Annotated in this window: 19 protein-coding genes; 13 read left to right on the top strand and 6 right to left on the bottom strand. The window is 43.1% G+C overall.

Annotation, left to right across the window (positions count from 1 at the left end; translation table 11 throughout):
• Positions 1 to 143 precede the first annotated feature (143 nt).
• Positions 144 to 980, bottom strand: coding sequence for a posphoenolpyruvate synthetase regulatory kinase/phosphorylase PpsR (gene ppsR / locus J7649_RS02380; RefSeq protein ID WP_004278781.1), 837 nt, complete (start codon positions 978 to 980; stop codon positions 144 to 146).
• Between the two features lie 154 nt (positions 981 to 1,134).
• Here ppsR and ppsA point away from each other — a divergent pair, with 154 nt between their 5' ends.
• The 12 genes from ppsA (at position 1,135) to alr (ending at position 14,253) form a co-directional block, all read left to right on the top strand.
• Entirely contained in the window at positions 1,135 to 3,513 is a 2,379-nt protein-coding gene (ppsA, locus tag J7649_RS02375; RefSeq protein WP_004278782.1) for a phosphoenolpyruvate synthase, read from the top strand.
• A gap of 419 nt (positions 3,514 to 3,932) precedes the next feature.
• A complete protein-coding gene (locus J7649_RS02370) occupies positions 3,933 to 4,730 on the top strand; it encodes an RDD family protein (RefSeq protein WP_219309181.1) in 798 nt (265 codons plus the stop codon).
• Positions 4,731 to 5,028: 298 nt separating this feature from the next.
• A complete protein-coding gene (gene cyoA / locus J7649_RS02365) occupies positions 5,029 to 6,123 on the top strand; it encodes a ubiquinol oxidase subunit II (protein WP_005247266.1) in 1,095 nt (364 codons plus the stop codon).
• A 3-nt stretch (positions 6,124 to 6,126) separates the two neighbouring features.
• Complete coding sequence (cyoB, locus tag J7649_RS02360; protein ID WP_219309179.1) at positions 6,127 to 8,115, top strand: cytochrome o ubiquinol oxidase subunit I; 1,989 nt, start codon at positions 6,127 to 6,129, stop codon at positions 8,113 to 8,115.
• 4 nt (positions 8,116 to 8,119) lie between these two features.
• Positions 8,120 to 8,740, top strand: a complete 621-nt coding sequence (cyoC, locus tag J7649_RS02355; protein ID WP_004278786.1) for a cytochrome o ubiquinol oxidase subunit III — start codon at positions 8,120 to 8,122, stop codon at positions 8,738 to 8,740.
• Positions 8,740 to 9,066 (top strand): cytochrome o ubiquinol oxidase subunit IV, encoded by a 327-nt coding sequence (locus tag J7649_RS02350; protein WP_004645410.1) that lies wholly within the window; start codon positions 8,740 to 8,742, stop codon positions 9,064 to 9,066. Before cyoC ends, J7649_RS02350 begins: the two co-directional genes overlap by 1 nt.
• A gap of 10 nt (positions 9,067 to 9,076) precedes the next feature.
• The gene (gene cyoE / locus J7649_RS02345) at positions 9,077 to 9,955 is read left to right on the top strand and encodes a heme o synthase (RefSeq protein ID WP_219309176.1); all 879 of its coding nucleotides are present in this window, start codon (positions 9,077 to 9,079) and stop codon (positions 9,953 to 9,955) included.
• 436 nt (positions 9,956 to 10,391) lie between these two features.
• Positions 10,392 to 10,778 carry a 30S ribosomal protein S6 gene (gene rpsF, locus J7649_RS02340; protein ID WP_004278789.1) on the top strand — a complete coding sequence of 129 codons (387 nt, stop codon included), beginning with the start codon at positions 10,392 to 10,394 and terminating at the stop codon, positions 10,776 to 10,778.
• A 12-nt stretch (positions 10,779 to 10,790) separates the two neighbouring features.
• Positions 10,791 to 11,018, top strand: a complete 228-nt coding sequence (rpsR, locus tag J7649_RS02335; protein ID WP_004278792.1) for a 30S ribosomal protein S18 — start codon at positions 10,791 to 10,793, stop codon at positions 11,016 to 11,018.
• A gap of 9 nt (positions 11,019 to 11,027) precedes the next feature.
• Complete coding sequence (gene rplI / locus J7649_RS02330; protein ID WP_004278793.1) at positions 11,028 to 11,474, top strand: 50S ribosomal protein L9; 447 nt, start codon at positions 11,028 to 11,030, stop codon at positions 11,472 to 11,474.
• A gap of 216 nt (positions 11,475 to 11,690) precedes the next feature.
• Positions 11,691 to 13,133, top strand: a complete 1,443-nt coding sequence (dnaB, locus tag J7649_RS02325) for a replicative DNA helicase (RefSeq protein ID WP_005247269.1) — start codon at positions 11,691 to 11,693, stop codon at positions 13,131 to 13,133.
• Between the two features lie 49 nt (positions 13,134 to 13,182).
• The gene (gene alr, locus J7649_RS02320; RefSeq protein ID WP_219309174.1) at positions 13,183 to 14,253 is read left to right on the top strand and encodes an alanine racemase; all 1,071 of its coding nucleotides are present in this window, start codon (positions 13,183 to 13,185) and stop codon (positions 14,251 to 14,253) included.
• Positions 14,254 to 14,299: 46 nt separating this feature from the next.
• Here the strand turns inward: alr and J7649_RS02315 are convergent, their stop codons facing one another.
• The 5 genes from J7649_RS02315 to J7649_RS02295 all read right to left on the bottom strand — a co-directional run bounded on the left by J7649_RS02315 (position 14,300) and on the right by J7649_RS02295 (position 18,522).
• Positions 14,300 to 14,731 carry a BLUF domain-containing protein gene (locus J7649_RS02315; RefSeq protein WP_219309172.1) on the bottom strand — a complete coding sequence of 144 codons (432 nt, stop codon included), beginning with the start codon at positions 14,729 to 14,731 and terminating at the stop codon, positions 14,300 to 14,302.
• 82 nt (positions 14,732 to 14,813) lie between these two features.
• Entirely contained in the window at positions 14,814 to 15,548 is a 735-nt protein-coding gene (locus J7649_RS02310; protein WP_004278798.1) for a proteasome-type protease, read from the bottom strand.
• A 13-nt stretch (positions 15,549 to 15,561) separates the two neighbouring features.
• Positions 15,562 to 16,341, bottom strand: coding sequence for a transglutaminase family protein (locus J7649_RS02305; protein WP_180190917.1), 780 nt, complete (start codon positions 16,339 to 16,341; stop codon positions 15,562 to 15,564).
• Positions 16,338 to 16,940 (bottom strand): alpha-E domain-containing protein, encoded by a 603-nt coding sequence (locus J7649_RS02300; protein ID WP_180190918.1) that lies wholly within the window; start codon positions 16,938 to 16,940, stop codon positions 16,338 to 16,340. The genes J7649_RS02305 and J7649_RS02300 overlap by 4 nt, the downstream gene beginning before the upstream one ends.
• A gap of 22 nt (positions 16,941 to 16,962) precedes the next feature.
• Complete coding sequence (locus J7649_RS02295; RefSeq protein ID WP_219309170.1) at positions 16,963 to 18,522, bottom strand: circularly permuted type 2 ATP-grasp protein; 1,560 nt, start codon at positions 18,520 to 18,522, stop codon at positions 16,963 to 16,965.
• Positions 18,523 to 18,762: 240 nt separating this feature from the next.
• Here J7649_RS02295 and J7649_RS02290 point away from each other — a divergent pair, with 240 nt between their 5' ends.
• Positions 18,763 to 19,770 carry a helix-turn-helix transcriptional regulator gene (locus J7649_RS02290; protein WP_219309168.1) on the top strand — a complete coding sequence of 336 codons (1,008 nt, stop codon included), beginning with the start codon at positions 18,763 to 18,765 and terminating at the stop codon, positions 19,768 to 19,770.
• The last annotated feature ends 149 nt before the right edge of the window (positions 19,771 to 19,919 follow it).

Raw genomic sequence — 19,919 nt, 5'->3', positions numbered from 1 at the left:
AAGACTCTTTTATATTTCAGAATATGATAGTTGGTATTTTCTTAGAATTATAAAATTCATACATTATTTCGATTAATCAATGCTTACTTGTAATTTTTAGCTATAAATCAAAGCCAAACCGCAGTTTGGCTCTGGCTGGTTTCTTAACCGATTCGACGTTTTAAACCGGTCATTTGCAACACACGTGTTGAGATTTCTTCAATCGACATTTCAGACACATTCAGGTACTTGATGCCTTCCGAAATATAAATTCCTTCAATCGCACGCAACTCCATCTGACACTGACTAAAGCTGGCATAACGGCTATTGGCCTTACGCTCAGAACGAATGGCCACAAGGCGTTCCGCATCAATCATCAGGCCAAACAGCTTGTTTTTATGCGGTCGCAGCACGGCTGGCAGTCGGTTATCATCCAAATCTTCTTCAGTCAGTGGATAGTTCGCCACGCGAATACCGAACTGCAAAGACAGATAAATAGAGGTCGGGGTTTTACCTGAACGCGATACACCAATCAGGATCAGGTCAGCTTTATCATAATGACGGGTACGTGCGCCGTCGTCGTTATCTAAAGCAAAATGAACAGCATCAATACGGGCCTTATAAGACTCAGAGTCGGTCACCGCATGGGTCTGCCCGACTAAAGTTGTAGGAATCGTGCCTAATTCATCAGCCAACTTACTAATAAGCCCTTCAAATACATCGAGATTTACTGCATTTGCAGTATTAATAATGTCGCGCACATAGGGATCAACCAGGGTATCAAATACCAGCGGTTTTTCACCGTCGATTTGAGCTCTTGCATTGATCTCTGCCACCACATTTGTAGCCGCTTCTTCGGAACTAATGTAAGGAATAATATGAATGTCAAATTTCACATGCGGAAACTGCGCTAACAGCGAGTGTCCAAGGGTTTCAGCGGTGATGGCGGTACCATCTGAAATAAAGAAAACACTACGCTGAATTTGTTTACCTTCCGACATTAAAATTCTCCTCCAACATTTGTCTTAGTGCTATATAATCTTTATAGTAAACCGATCTTACATGACTGTCGCTTAGTAAAATCAAAAACCTAGATGATTTGCTATACTCTCATGCCGAGATAGTGATTAATACTGCAAAAGTGGAGTAACAACTTTGGAAGCGCGCGTAATTGGTCTGGAAAAATTAGGGAAGCACGACGTTGAGCTGGTCGGTGGGAAAAACTCATCACTAGGCGAAATGATCAGCCACTTATCAAATGCTGGTGTATCTGTGCCAGGTGGTTTCGCAACGACTGCCGATGCCTACCGTGAATTTCTCGAGCAAAGTGGCCTAAACGCTAAAATCAATGCAGAGCTTGCTGCACTCAATGTTGATGATGTAAATGCACTTGCTGAAACTGGCGCAAAAATTCGTCAATGGATTGTGGATACTCCACTTACGCCTGCATTAGAACAAGAAGTTCGTACAGCATTTGCAGAACTTTCTAACGGCAACCCTGACATCGCGGTTGCCGTTCGTTCTTCTGCAACTGCAGAAGATTTGCCGGATGCTTCTTTTGCCGGCCAGCAAGAAACTTTCCTGAACATTCGTGGTATCGATAACGTTCTGATCGCGATCAAAGAAGTATTTGCATCTTTGTACAACGACCGCGCAATCTCTTACCGTGTACACCAAAACTTTGCCCATGATGTAGTTGCCCTGTCCGCTGGTGTACAACGCATGGTTCGTTCAGAAACTGGTGCTGCCGGTGTAATGTTTACGCTAGATACTGAATCAGGCTTCCGTGATGCAGTATTCATTACCGCATCTTATGGTTTGGGTGAAATGGTTGTTCAAGGTGCCGTCAACCCTGATGAATTCTATATTTCTAAACCGCTTTTAAATGCAGGCCGACACGCGATCCTTCGTCGCAACCTGGGTTCTAAGCACCAGAAAATGATTTATGGTGAAGAAGCATCTGCAGGTAAATCTGTCGTTGTCGTGGATGTTGAAAAAGCTGAACGCCAACAGTTCGCTTTAAACGACCAGGAATTACAAGAACTTGCTAAACAAGCGCTGATCATTGAAAACCACTACGGTGCACCAATGGACATCGAGTGGGCAAAAGATGGCGATGATGGCAAGATTTACATCGTTCAGGCGCGTCCTGAAACTGTAAAAAGCCGTGAAAATGTCGGCACCATGGAACGCTACCTGTTGAAACAACGTGGCACTGTAATTTGTGAAGGTCGTTCAATCGGTCAACGCATTGGTTCTGGTAAAGTCCGCATCGTAACGTCGATTAAAGAAATGGACAAAGTACAAGACGGTGATGTTCTTGTATCTGACATGACTGACCCGGATTGGGAACCAGTGATGAAACGTGCAGCTGCGATTGTAACAAACCGTGGTGGTCGTACTTGTCACGCAGCAATTATTGCACGTGAGCTTGGTGTGCCTGCAATCGTTGGTTGTGGTAATGCAACTGAAGTCCTTGTAGACGGTCAGGAAGTGACTGTGTCTTGTGCTGAAGGTGATACTGGCTTTATCTATGAAGGCGCACTAGATTTTGAAATTCAAAAGAATTCAATTGAGTCTATGCCTGCTCTTCCATTTAAAGTCATGATGAACGTGGGTAACCCGGACCGTGCATTTGACTTTGCTCAAATTCCAAACGCAGGTATTGGTCTGGCGCGTCTTGAATTCATTATTAACCGTATGATTGGTGTTCACCCGAAAGCATTAATCAATATTGACAGCCTTCCACGTGAAACACGTGCAGCAGTCATGGCGCGTACTGCAGGTTATGCATCTCCAATTGAATTCTATGTAGAGAAACTGGTTGAAGGTATCTCGACACTTGCTGCTGCATTTGCAGACAAGCCAGTCATTGTTCGTATGTCAGACTTCAAGTCTAACGAATATGCAAACTTGATCGGTGGTAAGTTATACGAGCCAGAAGAAGAAAACCCGATGCTAGGTTTCCGTGGTGCAAGTCGCTACGTTTCTGATAACTTTCGTGATTGCTTCGAACTTGAATGTCGTGCATTGAAAAAGGCACGTGATGAAATGGGTTTAACCAATATCCAGATCATGATTCCATTTGTTCGTACTGTTGCTGAAGCGAAACGTGTAATTGAACTTCTTGCATTAAATGGTCTTAAGCGCGGTGAAAACGGCCTTAAAGTGATCATGATGTGTGAACTTCCAACCAATGCTTTATTGGCAGATCAATTCCTTGAACATTTCGATGGTTTCTCTATTGGTTCAAACGACTTGACACAATTAACGCTTGGTCTTGACCGTGACTCGGGTATTGTCTCTCACCTATTTGATGAGCGCGACCCTGCAGTTAAGGCGTTGCTTTCTCTTGCAATTCAAGCATGTCGTAAAGCTGGCAAATATGTCGGTATTTGTGGTCAAGGTCCTTCCGATCATCCAGATCTTGCACAATGGTTAATGGAACAAGGTATCGACTCTGTGTCTTTAAACCCAGACTCGGTACTTGAAACTTGGTTCTTCTTGGCTGAAGAAAAAGTGCAAAAAGCATAAGCAATTGTGAATAAAAAAGACCCTTTGATAGGGTCTTTTTTATGAGATAGATATTATGATTTATTGTTTGAAAATTGATAACTAAAGACCCAATCACAAGCTAAACAATTGAATTTATAAATATAATTAAATCAACGCTTATCAACACATAAAGACTGTAATGACAAACAAATACCAACAGTAAAGTCATATCAAAATGGCAATAATAATAAATAACCATCGAATGTTCAGGAAGATATTTTTAAGAATGCAGATCCTTGCAATTTTGTATGGGCTCATTTTTAATGAGAATTATGATTGAAAATCCTCAATTAATCTATATCTTACGATGAGAGGATGTTTGTTTTCAAAACAGAATTCAATACAATCTTGATCAAAGCTATTATTAGTTCACATTTATATATTGAGATTCAGTCTATATGCAGATTTACTTGGCACGGAACAATCAACAAGCTGGTCCATATACGCTCGAGCAATTGAATCAGATGCTGGCGAATCAACAAGTCATGCTGACTGACCTGGCATGGCATCAAGGCATGACAGAGTGGAAAGCCTTAGGTGAACTTACCCAAGGAAAATCGGTATATCAACCTGCAGGGTATGTCGCTCCGGCAGTCACACCTGAAACGCCAGTATTCCAGAACAATCAGTCAACGACTTCGGCCTATTCACAGCCTCATACCCAAACAGCGACTCAAAAGAATGAACTCGCCAGTATTCCAAGCCGTATACTGGCCAAAATTGTAGATGTGTTACTGTGGTTACCAGCAACCTTCATTTTGACTGCATTTTTTACACCTGAACAGGAAACCCGATTTGCACAACTGAATGAAGAATTCATGAATGTCGTGCTGAGTAGCAATGCAGATCCTGCTCTGGCCCAACAATTACAGACTCAAATGTTTGAGATGTTTTCTCAGCAGGCGTGGCTTGTCACAGCGGTCTATTTGATTATCATGCTGGCCATTCAAGCCTTTCTGATTGCCAAATCAGGCCAAAGTATTGGTAAAAAGCTGACGAAAATCAAAATTGTAGATGCCGAATCAGGTGAAAAGACCAGCCTGTTACGCGCCTTCACTATTCGTAGTGTATTTTTCATATTTTTAAATATTGTATTTATGCCACTGAGTTTAATTATTGACTGGGCCTTCGGATTGGGCAAAAAACGTCAAACCTTGCACGATAAACTCGCAAAAACGCAAGTTGTGAAACAATAGTGCAGGAATACACAAAATGGGATGAATATCATCCCATTTTGATTACAGAACTTTGAAATTGAAATAAAATTCCCATAAATCCCCCCCAATCCAGACCAGCAAAATCGGTTTTTATTACAGGCATTTAAAGCGCCCTAGATATAGCTTAGTTCGTGAATCTCAGGCATAATGCCCTACAACGTAGCGGTGTATTGTGATTAATAGGATGTTTTGTAAAATTCAGCCTTTTTTGTCATGTGCACTTTAATCGCTATCCCATATTAAATTAGGGAATGGGACTCTTCACCGAGGTTGTAAAATGAGACAAACGATTTTAGCTGTATTGTCTTTATCTGCGATGACTGCACTCTTGACCGGGTGTGGTGGTGATATGGTACTTCTGAACTCTAAAGGTCCAGTTGCAGCAGGTCAAAGTAACCTGATGATGACTGCGATTTACTTAATGCTTTTGGTGGTTATTCCATCAATCATCATGGCATTATGGTTCGGTTGGAAATATCGTGCATCGAATAAAGACGCAGACTATAAACCTACATGGGCACACTCTACTGCGATTGAAATTGTAGTATGGGGTATCCCTGTCATTATTATTGGTATTTTAGCTTGGTTAACTTGGTGGGGTTCCCACAAGTATGACCCATACCGTCCAATTGAAGCAGATAAAGCGCCATTAACTGTTCAGGTTATTGCTGAGCAATTTAAATGGATCTTCATCTATCCTGAGCAAGGCATTGCAACTGTTAACGAATTGCGTTTCCCAGAGCAAACTCCGGTAAGCCTTCGTTTAACCTCTAACTTCACGATGAACTCGTTCTTCATCCCGGCGTTAAGTGGTCAGATTTATGCAATGGCAGGTATGCAAACTCACCTTAACTTCTTAGCTGATGAAACTAGTCCAGCTGAAGGTTATCGTGGTTTCTCTTCAAACTATTCAGGCTATGGCTTCTCACAAATGCGCTTCCGTGCACATTCTGTGACTGATGCTCAATTCGCTGAATGGATTTCTGCTGTTCAGGCAGGAAACGGTACTTCAGTTAACCCTAATGCAGTACAAAAAACTGTTCTAGACCAAGCTGAATTTGCAAGCTTACGTGACGGTAACCGCGGTGTTCACCAGATCGAAGCGATTATTGCAAGAGCTAAGACTCCTGAAGAGAAGGCTGCTGCTGAAGCAATGAAGCCTTACCCTACTAAGCCACATCCTGTGACTTACTACTCTTCTGTAGAGCAAGGTTTGTTTGAATCTGTGATTCACAAGTATATGAGTAACTACCACGGTGCTGACCATTCAGCTCCTGTAGAAGCTGCAGCGACTGATGCTGTTGCTCATGAAGCGTCTGCTTCTGAAGCTCATGTAGCTGGTGAACATGCGACTGCTTCTCAAGGAGAATAAGACATGAGCTTCTTAGGTAAGTTAGGTCCGGATGCAATTCCTTACGATCCAATCGTATTGGCAACTGTTGCAATGATGATCTTGGGTGGTATCGCAGTTGTTGCCGGTATTACCTACTTCAAAAAATGGGGCTACCTGTGGAACGAATGGTTCACATCTGTAGACCATAAAAAAATTGGTATCATGTACCTGTTCGTATCGATCATCATGCTGGTGCGTGGTTTCGCCGATGCGATCATGATGCGTCTTCAGCAGTTCCTTGCAAAAGGTGGCGGCGAAGGTTATTTACACCCTGAGCATTACGATCAGATCTTTACCGCGCATGGCGTGATCATGATCTTCTTCGTGGCAATGGGTCTTGTTGTTGGTTTGATGAACATCTCTGTACCGCTTCAAATCGGTGCACGTGACGTTGCATTTCCATTATTAAACTCACTCAGCTTCTGGTTATTCGCCGGTGCTGCGGGTCTAATGATGGTGTCACTCGCGTTAGGTGAGTTCGCTGCAACAGGCTGGATGGCATACCCTCCACTGTCTGGCATTGAATACTCTCCAGGCGTAGGTATGGACTACTATATCTGGGCACTGCAAATTTCAGGTCTGGGTACGCTATTAACGGGTGTTAACTTCTTCGTTACCATCATCAAAATGCGTGCGCCTGGCATGAAACTTATGGAAATGCCAATCTTTACCTGGACATCTTTATGTACAGCAGTATTGATTATTGCGGCTTTCCCAGTGTTGACTGCAACAATTGCAATGTTAACGCTTGACCGTTACTTCGGTTTCCACTTCTTTACTAACGACTTGGGTGGTAGCCCGATGTTGTACGTGAACTTGATTTGGACTTGGGGTCACCCGGAAGTATATATCTTGGTATTACCAGCATTTGGTATTTATTCTGAAGTTGTTGCGACTTTCTCGCGCAAAGCATTGTTCGGTTACAAATCAATGGTGTATGCAACAGTAGCAATCACAGTATTGTCATTCGTTGTATGGGTTCACCACTTCTTTACCATGGGTGCAGGTGCCAACGTTAACGCGTTCTTCGGTATCATGACCATGATTATTGCGATTCCTACAGGTGTGAAAATCTTCTCTTGGTTATTCACCATGTACAAGGGTCGTATTGTTTACACTACTCCAATGCTATGGACACTAGGCTTCCTGGTAACTTTCGGTATCGGTGGTTTAACAGGTGTATTGATGGCGGTTCCACCAGCGGACTTCCTGGTACATAACTCTTTATTCCTGATTGCTCACTTCCATAACGTAATTATTGGTGGTGTAGTATTTGCGATGTTCGCAGGTATCATCTTCTACTGGCCGAAAATGTTCGGTTGGAGACTGAATGAGACTTGGGGTAAAGCAGCGTTCTGGTTCTGGTTCTTCGGTTTCTACTTTGCGTTCATGCCACTTTATATCCTTGGTTTCATGGGTATGACACGTCGTTTGAATACATTTGACAACCCAGAATGGGACCCGTATGTAAATATCGCGATGTTCGGTGCAGTTCTGATTGCGCTTGGTATCGTATGTTTCATTCTGCAAATCGTGGTTGGTTTCTTACAACGTGACCAACGTCTGGATTTGACTGGCGATCCATGGGATGGTCGTACCCTTGAATGGGCGACATCTTCTCCTGCTCCGTTCTATAACTTTGCTCATCTTCCAAAGATCAATGGTATTGATACTTTCTGGATCGAGAAAGAAAATGGTGTTGCGTATGCAAAACCAACGAAGTACGAAGATGTTCATATGCCAACTAACCGTGCTGCCGGTTTCGTTATCGCGATGTTCATCACTGTTATGGGCTTCGGTTTAATCTGGCACATCTGGTGGTTAGTAGTTGTTACGTTCATTGCTTCTATCATTAGCTTCATCGTGTCTTCTTTCACCAAGAAAGTGGATTACTATGTTCCAGCTGCTGAAGTTGAGCGTATTGAAAACGAACGCTATGCGATTCTTGAAAAACACTTGAAGAAGGACTAAGACAATGGCTGAAGTACTTCATCACGATAACCACGGACACGATGAGCATCATCATCACGATGATACTGACATCACCGTCTTTGGTTTCTGGACTTACTTGATGAGTGACCTTGTCCTGTTCGGCACACTCTTCATTGCGTTCGCTGTTTTGAGTAGCCACATTCCTGTGGGTACTCCAAGTGCGAGAGACCTGTTTGGCGACTCTTTAGGTTTCGTTCTTACTGAAACCTTCGCCCTCTTGATCTCTTCTGTAACCTTTGGTTTTGCAGTTCTTGCTGCATACAAAAAAGACGTTGCAAAAGTACTGACTTGGTTAGCGATTACTTGGGTATTCGGTGCTATCTTCATTGGCATGGAACTATATGAGTTCAATCACCTAGTTCATGCTGGTCACGGTCCAAGCACAAGTGCGTTCTTATCTGCGTTCTTTACTTTGGTAGGTACGCACGGTATTCACGTAACTTCTGGTCTGGTCTGGATGATCGTGCTTATGGTTCAAATCAAGAAATATGGTTTGACTCTTGCAAACACGCGTCGTCTAGCTTGCCTAAGCTTGTTCTGGCACTTCCTTGACATCGTTTGGATCTGTGTATTCAGCGTAGTTTACTTGATGGGAGTTCTGTAATGAGTCACGATCATAACGCTGCTGGCGAATCACACGGTAACGTTAAGCAATATACTGTTGGCTTTATCCTTTCTGTCATCCTTACCGTAATTCCATTCGGTATGGTGATGGCAGGCGGTTTTGGCCGTGGTATCTTGATTACTGTCATCGCGATTACTGCGGTTGCTCAGATTCTTGTGCAGTTAATTTACTTCCTGCATATGAACTCTTCTTCAGAGCAACGCTGGAACGTGATTGCATTCGTGTATACCATCTTAACTATCGCTATTCTTTTAGTGGGTTCTGTATGGATCATGAATTACCTACACTACAACATGATGATCTAAACTGGTCGTCATGCTGAAAAAGTATTTATTCCTGACTAAGCCAGGAATTCTCTTCGGTAACTTTGTTACCACTTTGGGTGGCTACTTCGTAGCCACCCAAGGTTCTGTAGATTTCCTTCTCCTGCTTATTACCCTTCTCGGTACTACGCTTGTCGTAGCATCAGGATGTGTGGTCAACAACGTGATTGACCAGGACATCGACCAAAAAATGCAGCGCACCCAAAATCGTGCTCTGGTTACCAAAACCATTTCCGAACCTGTTGCCCTGGCCTTTGCTCTGGTATTAGGCATCGTTGGTTTTAGTCTTTTATGGTTCTGGGTAAATGCGTACTCTTTCTTATTCGCGGTGATTGGTTTTGTCGTATATGTTGGTTTCTACAGCCTATGGACAAAACGAACCACAATTCATCAAACTGTTGTAGGCAGTATTTCTGGTGCAGCTCCGCCTGTCATTGGTTATACCGCAGTAGCCAATCAATTTGACCTCGGTGCGTTACTGATCTTTTTAGGTTATGCGCTATGGCAAATGCCTCACTCATGGGCGATTGCGATTTACCGCTTTGATGATTACAAAAATGCAGGCATTCCGATTTTGCCTGTAGCGCGTTCGATTCATCGTACCAAGATTGAATCACTGGTTTATGTGGTGTTATTCACGCTGACCATGAATGCGTTATTTGTCTTTGGTTATGCCAACTGGTTCTATGCAGTGATTTTAAACTTACTGTGCATTTACTGGTTATATATCGGTGTCATTGGATTTAAAGCTGAAAATGATCAACTTTGGGCAAAGAAATATTTCTTGTTCTCGGTGATCCTGATTACTGTCATCAGTATTATCTTTAGCTTTACCTCAACTGCGCCATCTACACAGATTGTGTTTTTTTAAAAAGATAGAGTTAGTCTCTATCTTTTTTTATTTTGATTTTCCTATCCCCCATTCCAAGTATCTGTAGAGTAGAATCAAAATCTCTGCTTTAGAACCTCCCTCTCTTTTCTTATCTCTGATAAATTTACCGTTTTTTGGTTTTAGCCTGACATTGATAATGTGTATGCAGATTTTAAGTTAGAGAAAGCCACTTGATATTCTCAATAGTACATTTGCTGAATTTAAGCAGTCGAACCCTGCTGTTTTAAAGTTAATGTGGTTTTCTATTAAAAGATCTGACTATAGATATAATTTCGCAAAAATGTCTTATTTGGTTGAAATTATCCCTAAAGATCACTACAATTCCCCCTTCGCAAACACTGCGACACAACTTTGGTTGTGACTCCTTGCTTCAATTTACTTAAATTGGGGCTGTCCAAACCGTAAGGAGCTGACAATGCGTCATTACGAAATCGTACTTTTAGTACACCCTGATCAAAGCGATCAAGTAGTTGGTATGGTAGAACGCTACCTAACTCACATCAAAGAAGCTGAAGGTCAAATCCACCGTCTTGAAGACTGGGGCCGTCGTCAATTGGCTTACCCAATCAACAAGATCCACAAAGCTCACTACATTCTTATGAATGTTGAGTGTGGTCAAACTACTCTTGATGAGCTTGAAGAATTGTTCCGTTATAACGACGCAATCATTCGTAGCCTTATCATCCGTCGTGAAAACGCTATCACTGAAGAGTCACTATTGGCGAAGAGTGCTGAAGAAAAACGTGCGCGTAAAGCTCAACGTGAAGAAGCACAACACGCTCAAGACTCTGCTGAAGCTTAAGGAGAACATAACATGGCACGTTTTTACCGTCGTCGCAAGTTCTGCCGCTTTACAGCTGAGAACGTTACGTACATCGACTACAAAGATATCGACACTTTAAAACAGTACATCACTGAAAACGGCAAGATTGTTCCTAGCCGTATTACAGGTACTAAAGCTCGTTACCAACGTCAATTAGCGTTAGCTATCAAACAAGCTCGCTACTTGTCTTTGATCCCTTACACTGACAATCATAAGTGAGGTTGAGCTGTGGATATTATCTTATTACAACGCATTAAAAACCTAGGTAAACTAGGCGATAAAGTTTCAGTTAAAGCTGGTTACGGCCGTAACTTCCTTATCCCTCAAGGTAAGGCTGTTGCTGCAACTGAAGCAAACACTGCTGCTTTTGAAGCTCGTCGTGCTGAACTTGAGAAAGAAGAAGCTGCTATCTTGGCTGCTGCTCAAGCACGTGCTGACCAATTGAACGAAGTGAACATCGTTATCACTGCGAAAGCTGGTGATGAAGGTAAACTATTTGGTTCTATCGGTACTCGTGACATCGCTGACGCGTTGACAAATGCTGGTCTAGAAGTAGACCGTGCTGAAGTACGTCTTCCAAATGGCGCGCTTCGTCACACTGGCGAATTTAACATCGCAATCCAATTGCACCATGATGTTACTGCAGAAGTTCTAGTTACTATCGTAGCTGAGTAATTTCTCGCCTCAAAAAGAGCATGCGAAAGCATGCTCTTTTTTTATCTCTAAAAAATATAATCTAGCCAACACTGTCAAATTCATTTTATTATTCGTGTTTACAAAAAATTGCACTTCGCATTTTTGATCAGAGCGCGTATCATTTCATCTCGTAGTGAATAAACGCTATTCATCTCCGACGATATTTAACCATTGTATTTAAAATCAGGGATTTATATGTCACAGGCGAATGCCAGCAAAAAGGTAGCTACTGCTAAACCGGAAATTGTTACTGAAAATAGCAATCTCAAGGAGTTCCGTACTCCACCTCACAATTTAGCAATTGAACAGGCTGTACTTGCTGCCCTTATGACTGTGGCTGAATCTTTTGAGCAGGTCGGTGATGTGCTGACCGAAAATGATTTTTATGCCACCCGACACAAATATATTTTCCGCGCCATTGAACAGCTCTCTAAAGAAAACTCGCCTTATGATGCGGTTCTGGTGCATGACTGGCTCATCAAACAAAACTTGCTCGATGCAATTGGTGGCGAAGAATATCTGATGCAGTTAATGGCAGATTCGCCATCGAGTTTCTATAACCTGGAAACTTATGCAGGCAAAATTAAAGAATTCTCTACCCTGCGTAGTATGATTAAAGTCAGCTCTGAAATTTTACAAAATGCCTATGACACCAAAGGCCGTACTGTCAGTGAAATTCTGGATCTGGCTGAGACCAATATTTTCTCGATTGCCGAACAGCATAATAACAATGCCAAAGCGCAAGGGCCTAAGCCGATCAACTCGGTGGTCGCGGACGTATTCGACAAATTAAATGAACTGTCGCAAATGGAAGGTAGCATTACCGGTTTAACTACTGGTTTTGTGGAACTGGATAACAAAACTTCCGGCATGCAATCCGGTGACCTGATTATTGTCGCAGCGCGTCCTTCCATGGGTAAAACCACCTTTGCCATGAATCTGGTCGAAAGTGTTTTATTCAATAATAACCTGCCTGCTCTGGTCTATTCGATGGAGATGCCAGCCGACTCCATCGCCATGCGTTTGATTTCATCATTTGGTCGCGTGCATCAGGGACATTTACGTTCTGGTAAAATGGACAGTGATGAATGGTCAAAAGTCACCAGTACCATTGTGCATTTACAAGAAAAAAATCTGTATATCGATGATTCTTCTGCGCTACCACCAACAGAATTACGTGCCCGTGCGCGTCGTATTGCCAAAATGCATGGCGGAAAGCTGGGCTGTATCATGGTCGATTACTTGCAGCTGATGAAAGTACCCGGTATGGGCGATAACCGTGTCGGCGAGATCTCGGAAATCTCCCGAAGCTTAAAAGCTTTAGCGAAGGAAATGCAATGTCCGGTAATTGCCCTGTCACAGCTCAACCGATCGCTGGAAAACCGTCCAAACAAACGTCCGGTGATGTCCGACTTGCGTGAATCCGGTGCGATTGAGCAGGATGCCGACTTGATCATGTTTATTTACCGTGATGAGGTTTATAACAAGGAGTCCAAGGAAGCTGGCACCGCCGAAATCATTATCGGTAAACAGCGTAACGGCCCGATTGGTACCGTGCGTCTGGCATTCGAAGGTCAATATACCCGCTTTAGTAATCTCTCGCCTGAGTTCTATGCTCAGTATGATGACGAAGAGTAATCAGTCTCTTCTCATCACATTTCCATCGTCCCTCTAGGAGTAATTTAGGGTGCGTCAAGCTACAGTTTATATTGACAGCGCTGCGCTGCAATATAATTTAAACCGTGTCAAACAACTTGCCCCAACCGCGAAAATCGTCAGCATGGTGAAAGCCAATGCTTATGGACACGGAGTTAAAGACTGCTTAGCAGCCTTAAGCGAAACCGATGCCTTTGGTGTCGCCTGTCTGCAAGAAGCCTTGGAAATTCGTGAATTGGGCTATCTACAGCCGATTACGCTCATCGAAGGTATTTTTTCAGCCGATGAAATGCAGCTTGTAATCGATCAGAATATTGAAGTTGTGGTACATCATCAGGCTCAAGTCGACTGGTTACTGGCTCATAAAGATGCCTATATCGCCAAAGAACTTAAAGTCTGGGTCAAACTGAACAGCGGCATGAACCGCCTAGGTTTTAAGATTGAAGCGATCAAAGACGTAATTCATACCCTAAAAGCTGAAGGCTTTACTTGCGTGCTTGCCATGCATTTTGCCAATGCCGATGCTGAGCATCCGCTGAATGATGAACAAATCCGTCAATTCCTGGAAATTAAAAATGATTGCGCTCCAATTTTAGCCTCTTGCTGTAACTCGGCTGCAATCTATAAATATCCAGAATTGCATTTTGACTATGTGCGTCCAGGGATCATGCTCTACGGTGCGACGCCCTTTTCAGACCGGGATGTGCATGATCTGGACTTAAAGCCGGTCATGACGTTTACAGCTGAAATTATTGCCTTGAATGAGATTCAAGCGGGTGAGCATGTCGGTTATGGTTCAACGTTCACCGCAGATCAAGACATAACTTTGGCCATTGTTTCAATTGGCTATGGTGATGGCTACCCTCGCGCTTTCCTAAAACAGAACTATGTCGCGATTAATGACCAGCAAACTCGCGTGATCGGCCGCGTAGCGATGGATATGATCGCTATTGATGTCACAGGGTTAGAGGTGCAATTGGGCACAGAAGTCGAACTTTGGGGTAAAACCCGTCTGGTGGATGATGTGGCTGAAGCGAATGGCACGATTGGTTATGAACTATTATGCCGACTGAGCAATCGTCCACTACGCCAAGTAGTCTGATCTAGTCCTCAAAGTAAAAAAGCCCAACATAGGTTGGGCTTTTTCTTTAGGCTGACTTTTGTTCTTCGCCCTGCTCTATGCATAATTGCATTAATAAGGCATCGACATGACTTTGCTGAAAGTCAAAAGGATTAAACTCATCAAATCCCATTTCCCGACAGAATTGCTGGATTTGACTGCGTTTAGAAATATATTTCATCGACCAATCTGGGAAACTCGGATATTCAATTTCCTTGGTCTCAAATAATTTAATATCCTGATGGCGAGGATCTTTATTCAGTCGCTCCACCAGCAGACTTTTTAAAGTGGGACATTCCCCTTCGAGACATTGAAAAAAATGACCATCTGCGAAATACAGTACACCTGTCACTTGATGCTGGTAATTAAAATCACGAGCTTCTTTCAGGATATTCGCCAAATCTTCAAGTAAGTCAGGTTTGGGAGAAGTACTTTTACTGGCGTAACAAAATTGGTACATGCGCTAACTTCTCTATTTTTATTATGCTGAACTGCATAGAAGTTAACACTGTACGCGAAAAACCTGAACCCGGATAGGTTTATTATAAGAAATACTCATTAGAGGGAACCGGAAGTTCCGCCAATCCTTTTTTCAAGGTCTCTGACCATTGCCGGCTGATTGACGTGAAATACTCATCATCTTCGGCAATACGCTTGCCTCTTGGCATGATCAGACTGTCTTTTTTATAGACCAGCACATCGAGGGGCATACCAACCGATACATTGGAACGTAGGGTCGATGCAAATGAAATCAGGGAACAGCGCAAAGCTTCATCCAGCGGCATATCATAAGTCAGCGCACGATCCAAGATTGGCTTGCCATATTTACTTTCGCCAATCTGGAAATACGGCGTATCGCGTGTGGCACAGATAAAGTTCCCTTGCGGATAAACATGATAAAGCTGCATATCCTGATCTTTAAGTTGCCCCCCGACCAGCAGATTGCAATAATAATTACTTTGTTCCGAAATATCGCTCGTAACATTGGCAATCACTTTTTTCAGCATACTACCCACCAGCTCAGCGACATCAAACATGGTGTGCAGACTCAAGATATTGGGTTCCTGCTTCAGTTCGAGCTGATTTTTGATATGCCCAATCACGGCTTGTGTGGTTGCCAGATTTCCGGATGCCTGTATGACGATCATACGTTCACCAGGAATACCAAAGGTATACAACTTTCGAAATACAGAAATGTGATCTACTCCGGCATTCGTCCGGGTATCACTGATAAAAAGCATACCTTGCTCTAAACGTAGTGCACAACAATACGTCATTCATTCGTCCTTATTAACATCCTAGCACTTGAACGATGGAATGCATGGATTCCACACCGCCCTTTTCTCTGACACCGCGTACCGGCGCCACATCCCAATAATCCCGTCCAATCGCCACATAAACATGCGAACTTGGAGTAAACAACAGATTACTGACATCAAAACAATACCATGTCTGGTCTACAAACACCTCTGCCCAAGCGTGACTGGCCAGATGCGAAGCATTTTGTGCATATAAATAACCAGAAACATAGCGTGCAGGCAAACCTAGATATTTGCACATGGCAATAAAAATATGACTATGGTCCTGACAGACGCCCTGTCTGGACTCAAAGGCATCTATTGCAGAGCCTTGCACTGAAGTACTGTTGGAAATATAAGGCACATGTTCCAGCAAGGCCTGCGCCAGTCCGATCAAATGCTGACGGGTTAATGCAGGAACATGACGTTGTGCAAAATCTTTCATTGCTGCATTACATTGTGTTGATTCGGTCGGCTGTAGAAAAAGATTGGGATTGATTAAATCATTCAGTCCACTCTGATGCGCAGGATTCAGCTCAACAATCCCTTGCGCCATGATGGTCAGGGAATGATAAGGCTCCCGCTGGCTACAGGTCATCCACAGATTATGAAATGCATCTTTCCGGATTTCTTTATTACCCGGTACACTGATATCCCAAGAATGAACCCGCTGATGCGCATTGCTCGAAGGCATCATTTTAATGTACTGAATACTGTTCCTTACCTCGGCCGTGTACATATAGTGCGTTTGGTGATTCACCATCAATTTCATACATCTGCCTCAAACAGTTGATGAATATGGTCGCTAAACTGATAGAACTGGATTCGATTCGGCTCTGTACGTAACTGCTCCCAGTACTGTTCCAGATCATCCCAGCCCATTTCTACGAGAATTCTGACCACATAATCAATCTTGCACAGTGTAGTACTGGTTTCTTCACCCAGGCGTAACTGGTGATCGAGCTGTTCGACACATTGCCCTAAACTGAAAAACAGGAAGATATCGGAAGATTCGGCTTCCAGAATATCTTCACATTCCGTTATCACTTCACAGATATAACCGGCATTTTTGTCTGCGGTTTTGATCAGTTTCATCAGTTCTGCATAGCCTGAAGCAGACAGCACCCCACGCAATTCCTGAATATTGTCTTTGGCCACTTTAAACTGCTGGCTAAAAGACGCCACTTGCGTAGGATCAAGTACCAGCTCATTTAAGGAACTGGCATCAAAGGCAGGTAAACAGAAAGCATGAGCATATGCCACTGCCGCTTCGTCTTCTAAAAATGGAAAGCGCGCACATAAAAAATGAGTGCGAGATAAATAACGCCCTAACCAAAAAATATGTTGCGCATTGCTATTCAGCAAAACCATGACATTTTCCTTCTTTGGAATCTTATGAATGTAAATTGTCGACTACCCAGGTATCTTTGATACCGCCACCTTGTGATGAATTCACCACCAGTGAGCCGGGTTGCATCGCCACACGTGTCAAGCCACCCTGTACGATTTCAGTACGATAAGGCGAACTTAATACAAATGGGCGTAAGTCGATATGACGTTCAGCAATACCAAAATTGGTCAAAGTCGGACTAACCGATAAGTCCAAAGTTGGCTGCGCAATATATAAATGCGGCGCAGCTAAAATTTTCTCCCTGAAAGTTTCAATTTGCTGTTTAGACGCTTGTGGTCCAATGAGCATGCCATAACCGCCCGAACCCTGCGCTTCTTTCACCACCAGCTGATCCAAATGAGCCACGACATAGTCTAATTCTTCAGAATTACGACATTGATAAGTCGGAACATTTTTTAGAATTGGCTGCTCGCCCAAATAAAAACGAATCATTTTGTCGACATATGGATAAACCGATTTGTCATCTGCCACACCGGTTCCCGGCGCATTGGCAATCACGACATTATTTTGCAAATAAGCCGACATCAAGCCAGCAACACCCAAAGTGCTATCCGGTTTAAAGCATAAGGGATCAAGAAACGCATCATCGACCCGTCTATAAATAACATCGACTCGTTGGCGACCACGTATGTTTTTTACATAAACCTTCGAGTCATCAACAAAAAGGTCACGTGATGTTACCAATGGCACATCCATCTCTCTTGCAAGGAAAGCATGTTCATAGTAAGCGCTATTAAAACATCCTGGAGTTAATACCACGACAAATGGCTTGTCGACGTAGGCATTTTCGATCAGGATTTCTTTCAATAATTGTGGATATTGCTCGATTCCGGCAATCTTGGACTGCTCGAATACTTTCGGCATCAGTTTTTCACTGATCTTGCGGCATTCCAGCATATAAGAAACACCAGATGGCGTTCTGAGATTATCTTCTAAGACATAAAACTCGCCCTTGGAATCACGGATCACATCGATCCCGCTAATCTGGCTATAAATCCCACCTTTCAAGCTATGTTGATACATATGCGGCTGATAGGCCTCATGAGTTAAAATCTGCAACTCAGGAATAATATTGGCTTTTAAAATGTCCTGTTGATGATAAATATCATGTAAGAATAAATTTAGCGCCCGTATCCGTTGTGCCGAGCCTAAAGCCACCATATTCCACTGCTTCCGGTCTATGACTCGCGGAATGATATCGTAGGGAATGGTGCGTTCTACGCCTTCTTCATCGCCATAAACGGTAAAGGTAATACCGTGATGTAAAAAATGTTCTTTTGCTACCTGATTCAGTGCATTGAGTTCATCCAGCGTATGTTGTGATAACCATTCTTCCAGTCTTTGACCAGCCTGACTGGACAACACATGTTCATCCTGCATTTCATTAAAGAACTTTGAAGATAACTGCTGCAGTAAAAGTTGTGGATTCGTTGTAGTAGATACCGCTGTAGTTTTAGTGTCTATAAAATTTTTTCCAATATTCTGGGAACTAAATTTATCAATTGTTTCAATCACATTTGTATCCTGATTTCCTTTAAGCATACAAACCCTCGTATTATCATCTATTATAATTAAATCAAAGCAATATCCATGCCATGACATCTGTATTTCAATTACCATTAATCTAATAAATGCCCTTTGAACTCAATGCCATTTTCGACCAAGTTGTTTTAGAATTGTAGGACAAATGTTGCACAGAGGGACTTGCGAAAAAATGAGAGTTTTTTTATTGTGTTAAGCTAAGCCTAAATCCCCTCTTCTTTATTGCCAGCAAAATAAATTATGTCAGCACAAGAAAAAGAAACTTCAAACAGTCTATATCGCCAATGGCAAATCTTGTCGCGCCTTTCTACCGGCAAATGGATGGGAACACGTGAATTACAGGAAATCCTGAATCGTGAAGGCATCGATATCAGTCTGCGCACCATTCAGCGCGACCTGAATCAGATTGCTCAACGCTTTCCGATTGAAAGCAGTAAAACCACGCCGCAAGGCTGGCGTTGGCGTTCAGATGCACCGCTGCAAAGTTTGCCGCATATGACCAGCTCGCAAGCGGTCACTTTCATGATGGTCGAAGAACATTTAAAACATCTGCTGCCACCGAGCCTGATCGAGGAAATGAATCCGTGGTTTGATCTGGCACGACGCAGTCTTTCTTCCCAGAACAATGTCCGGCAATGGATTAACCGCGTACGCATTGTTCCGGCTACCCAACCCCTGATTCCACCTGTGGTAGATAAGGCTGCGCAGCAAGCGGTGTATGAAGGTCTGTTACAGGACAAACAGCTGGAATGTGTGTATCAGGGCCGCGGTCATAATAGCGAAGAAAAAACCTATATTCTCAATCCTCTGGCATTGGTACAAAAAGGGTCAATCATCTATCTGGTGTGTACCCGTCATGACAAGTCCGATATCCAGACCTTTGCCCTGCACCGCTTTAAATCGGCCGTCGTGCTGAATTCACGTGCCTTGCATCCGGTCAATTTCGATATTGATGAGTATATTGATTCTGGTGCGCTGGGCTTCCGGGTGGATTTCAACCATCCTACCGAAAATGTCACGCTTAAACTCAGGATGTCGGAATCGGATGCACATTACTTTGAGGAAAGCCAGCTCAGCAAAGACCAGAAAATTGAAAAAATGGAAGATGGCATGTCGCTGATCACTGCTACCGTGCCATTTACCTCGCAACTGGTCTGGTGGCTACGTAGCTTTGGTAAAAAGATTAAACACATTGAACCGAGTATTGTAGCCAATGCAGTCGATCAACTGGATGAGGAAAACCCTTAACTATACAGGCTTCATCCAGATTCTTTTAGGTATTCCAGAATAAAAAAATCCCCAAATTGGGGACTGTAGAGTTATGCTTATATTTTTGTTCTTGTTGTGGTGATCTGCCGCTGTGCCAAGCTGCTTTTCTTTAACACCCCGAAATGCAG

It is taken from the genome of Acinetobacter lwoffii (assembly GCF_019343495.1).
Classification (GTDB): Bacteria; Pseudomonadota; Gammaproteobacteria; order Pseudomonadales; family Moraxellaceae; genus Acinetobacter; species Acinetobacter lwoffii_P.
This window is presented reverse-complemented; position numbering and strand designations above follow the sequence as displayed.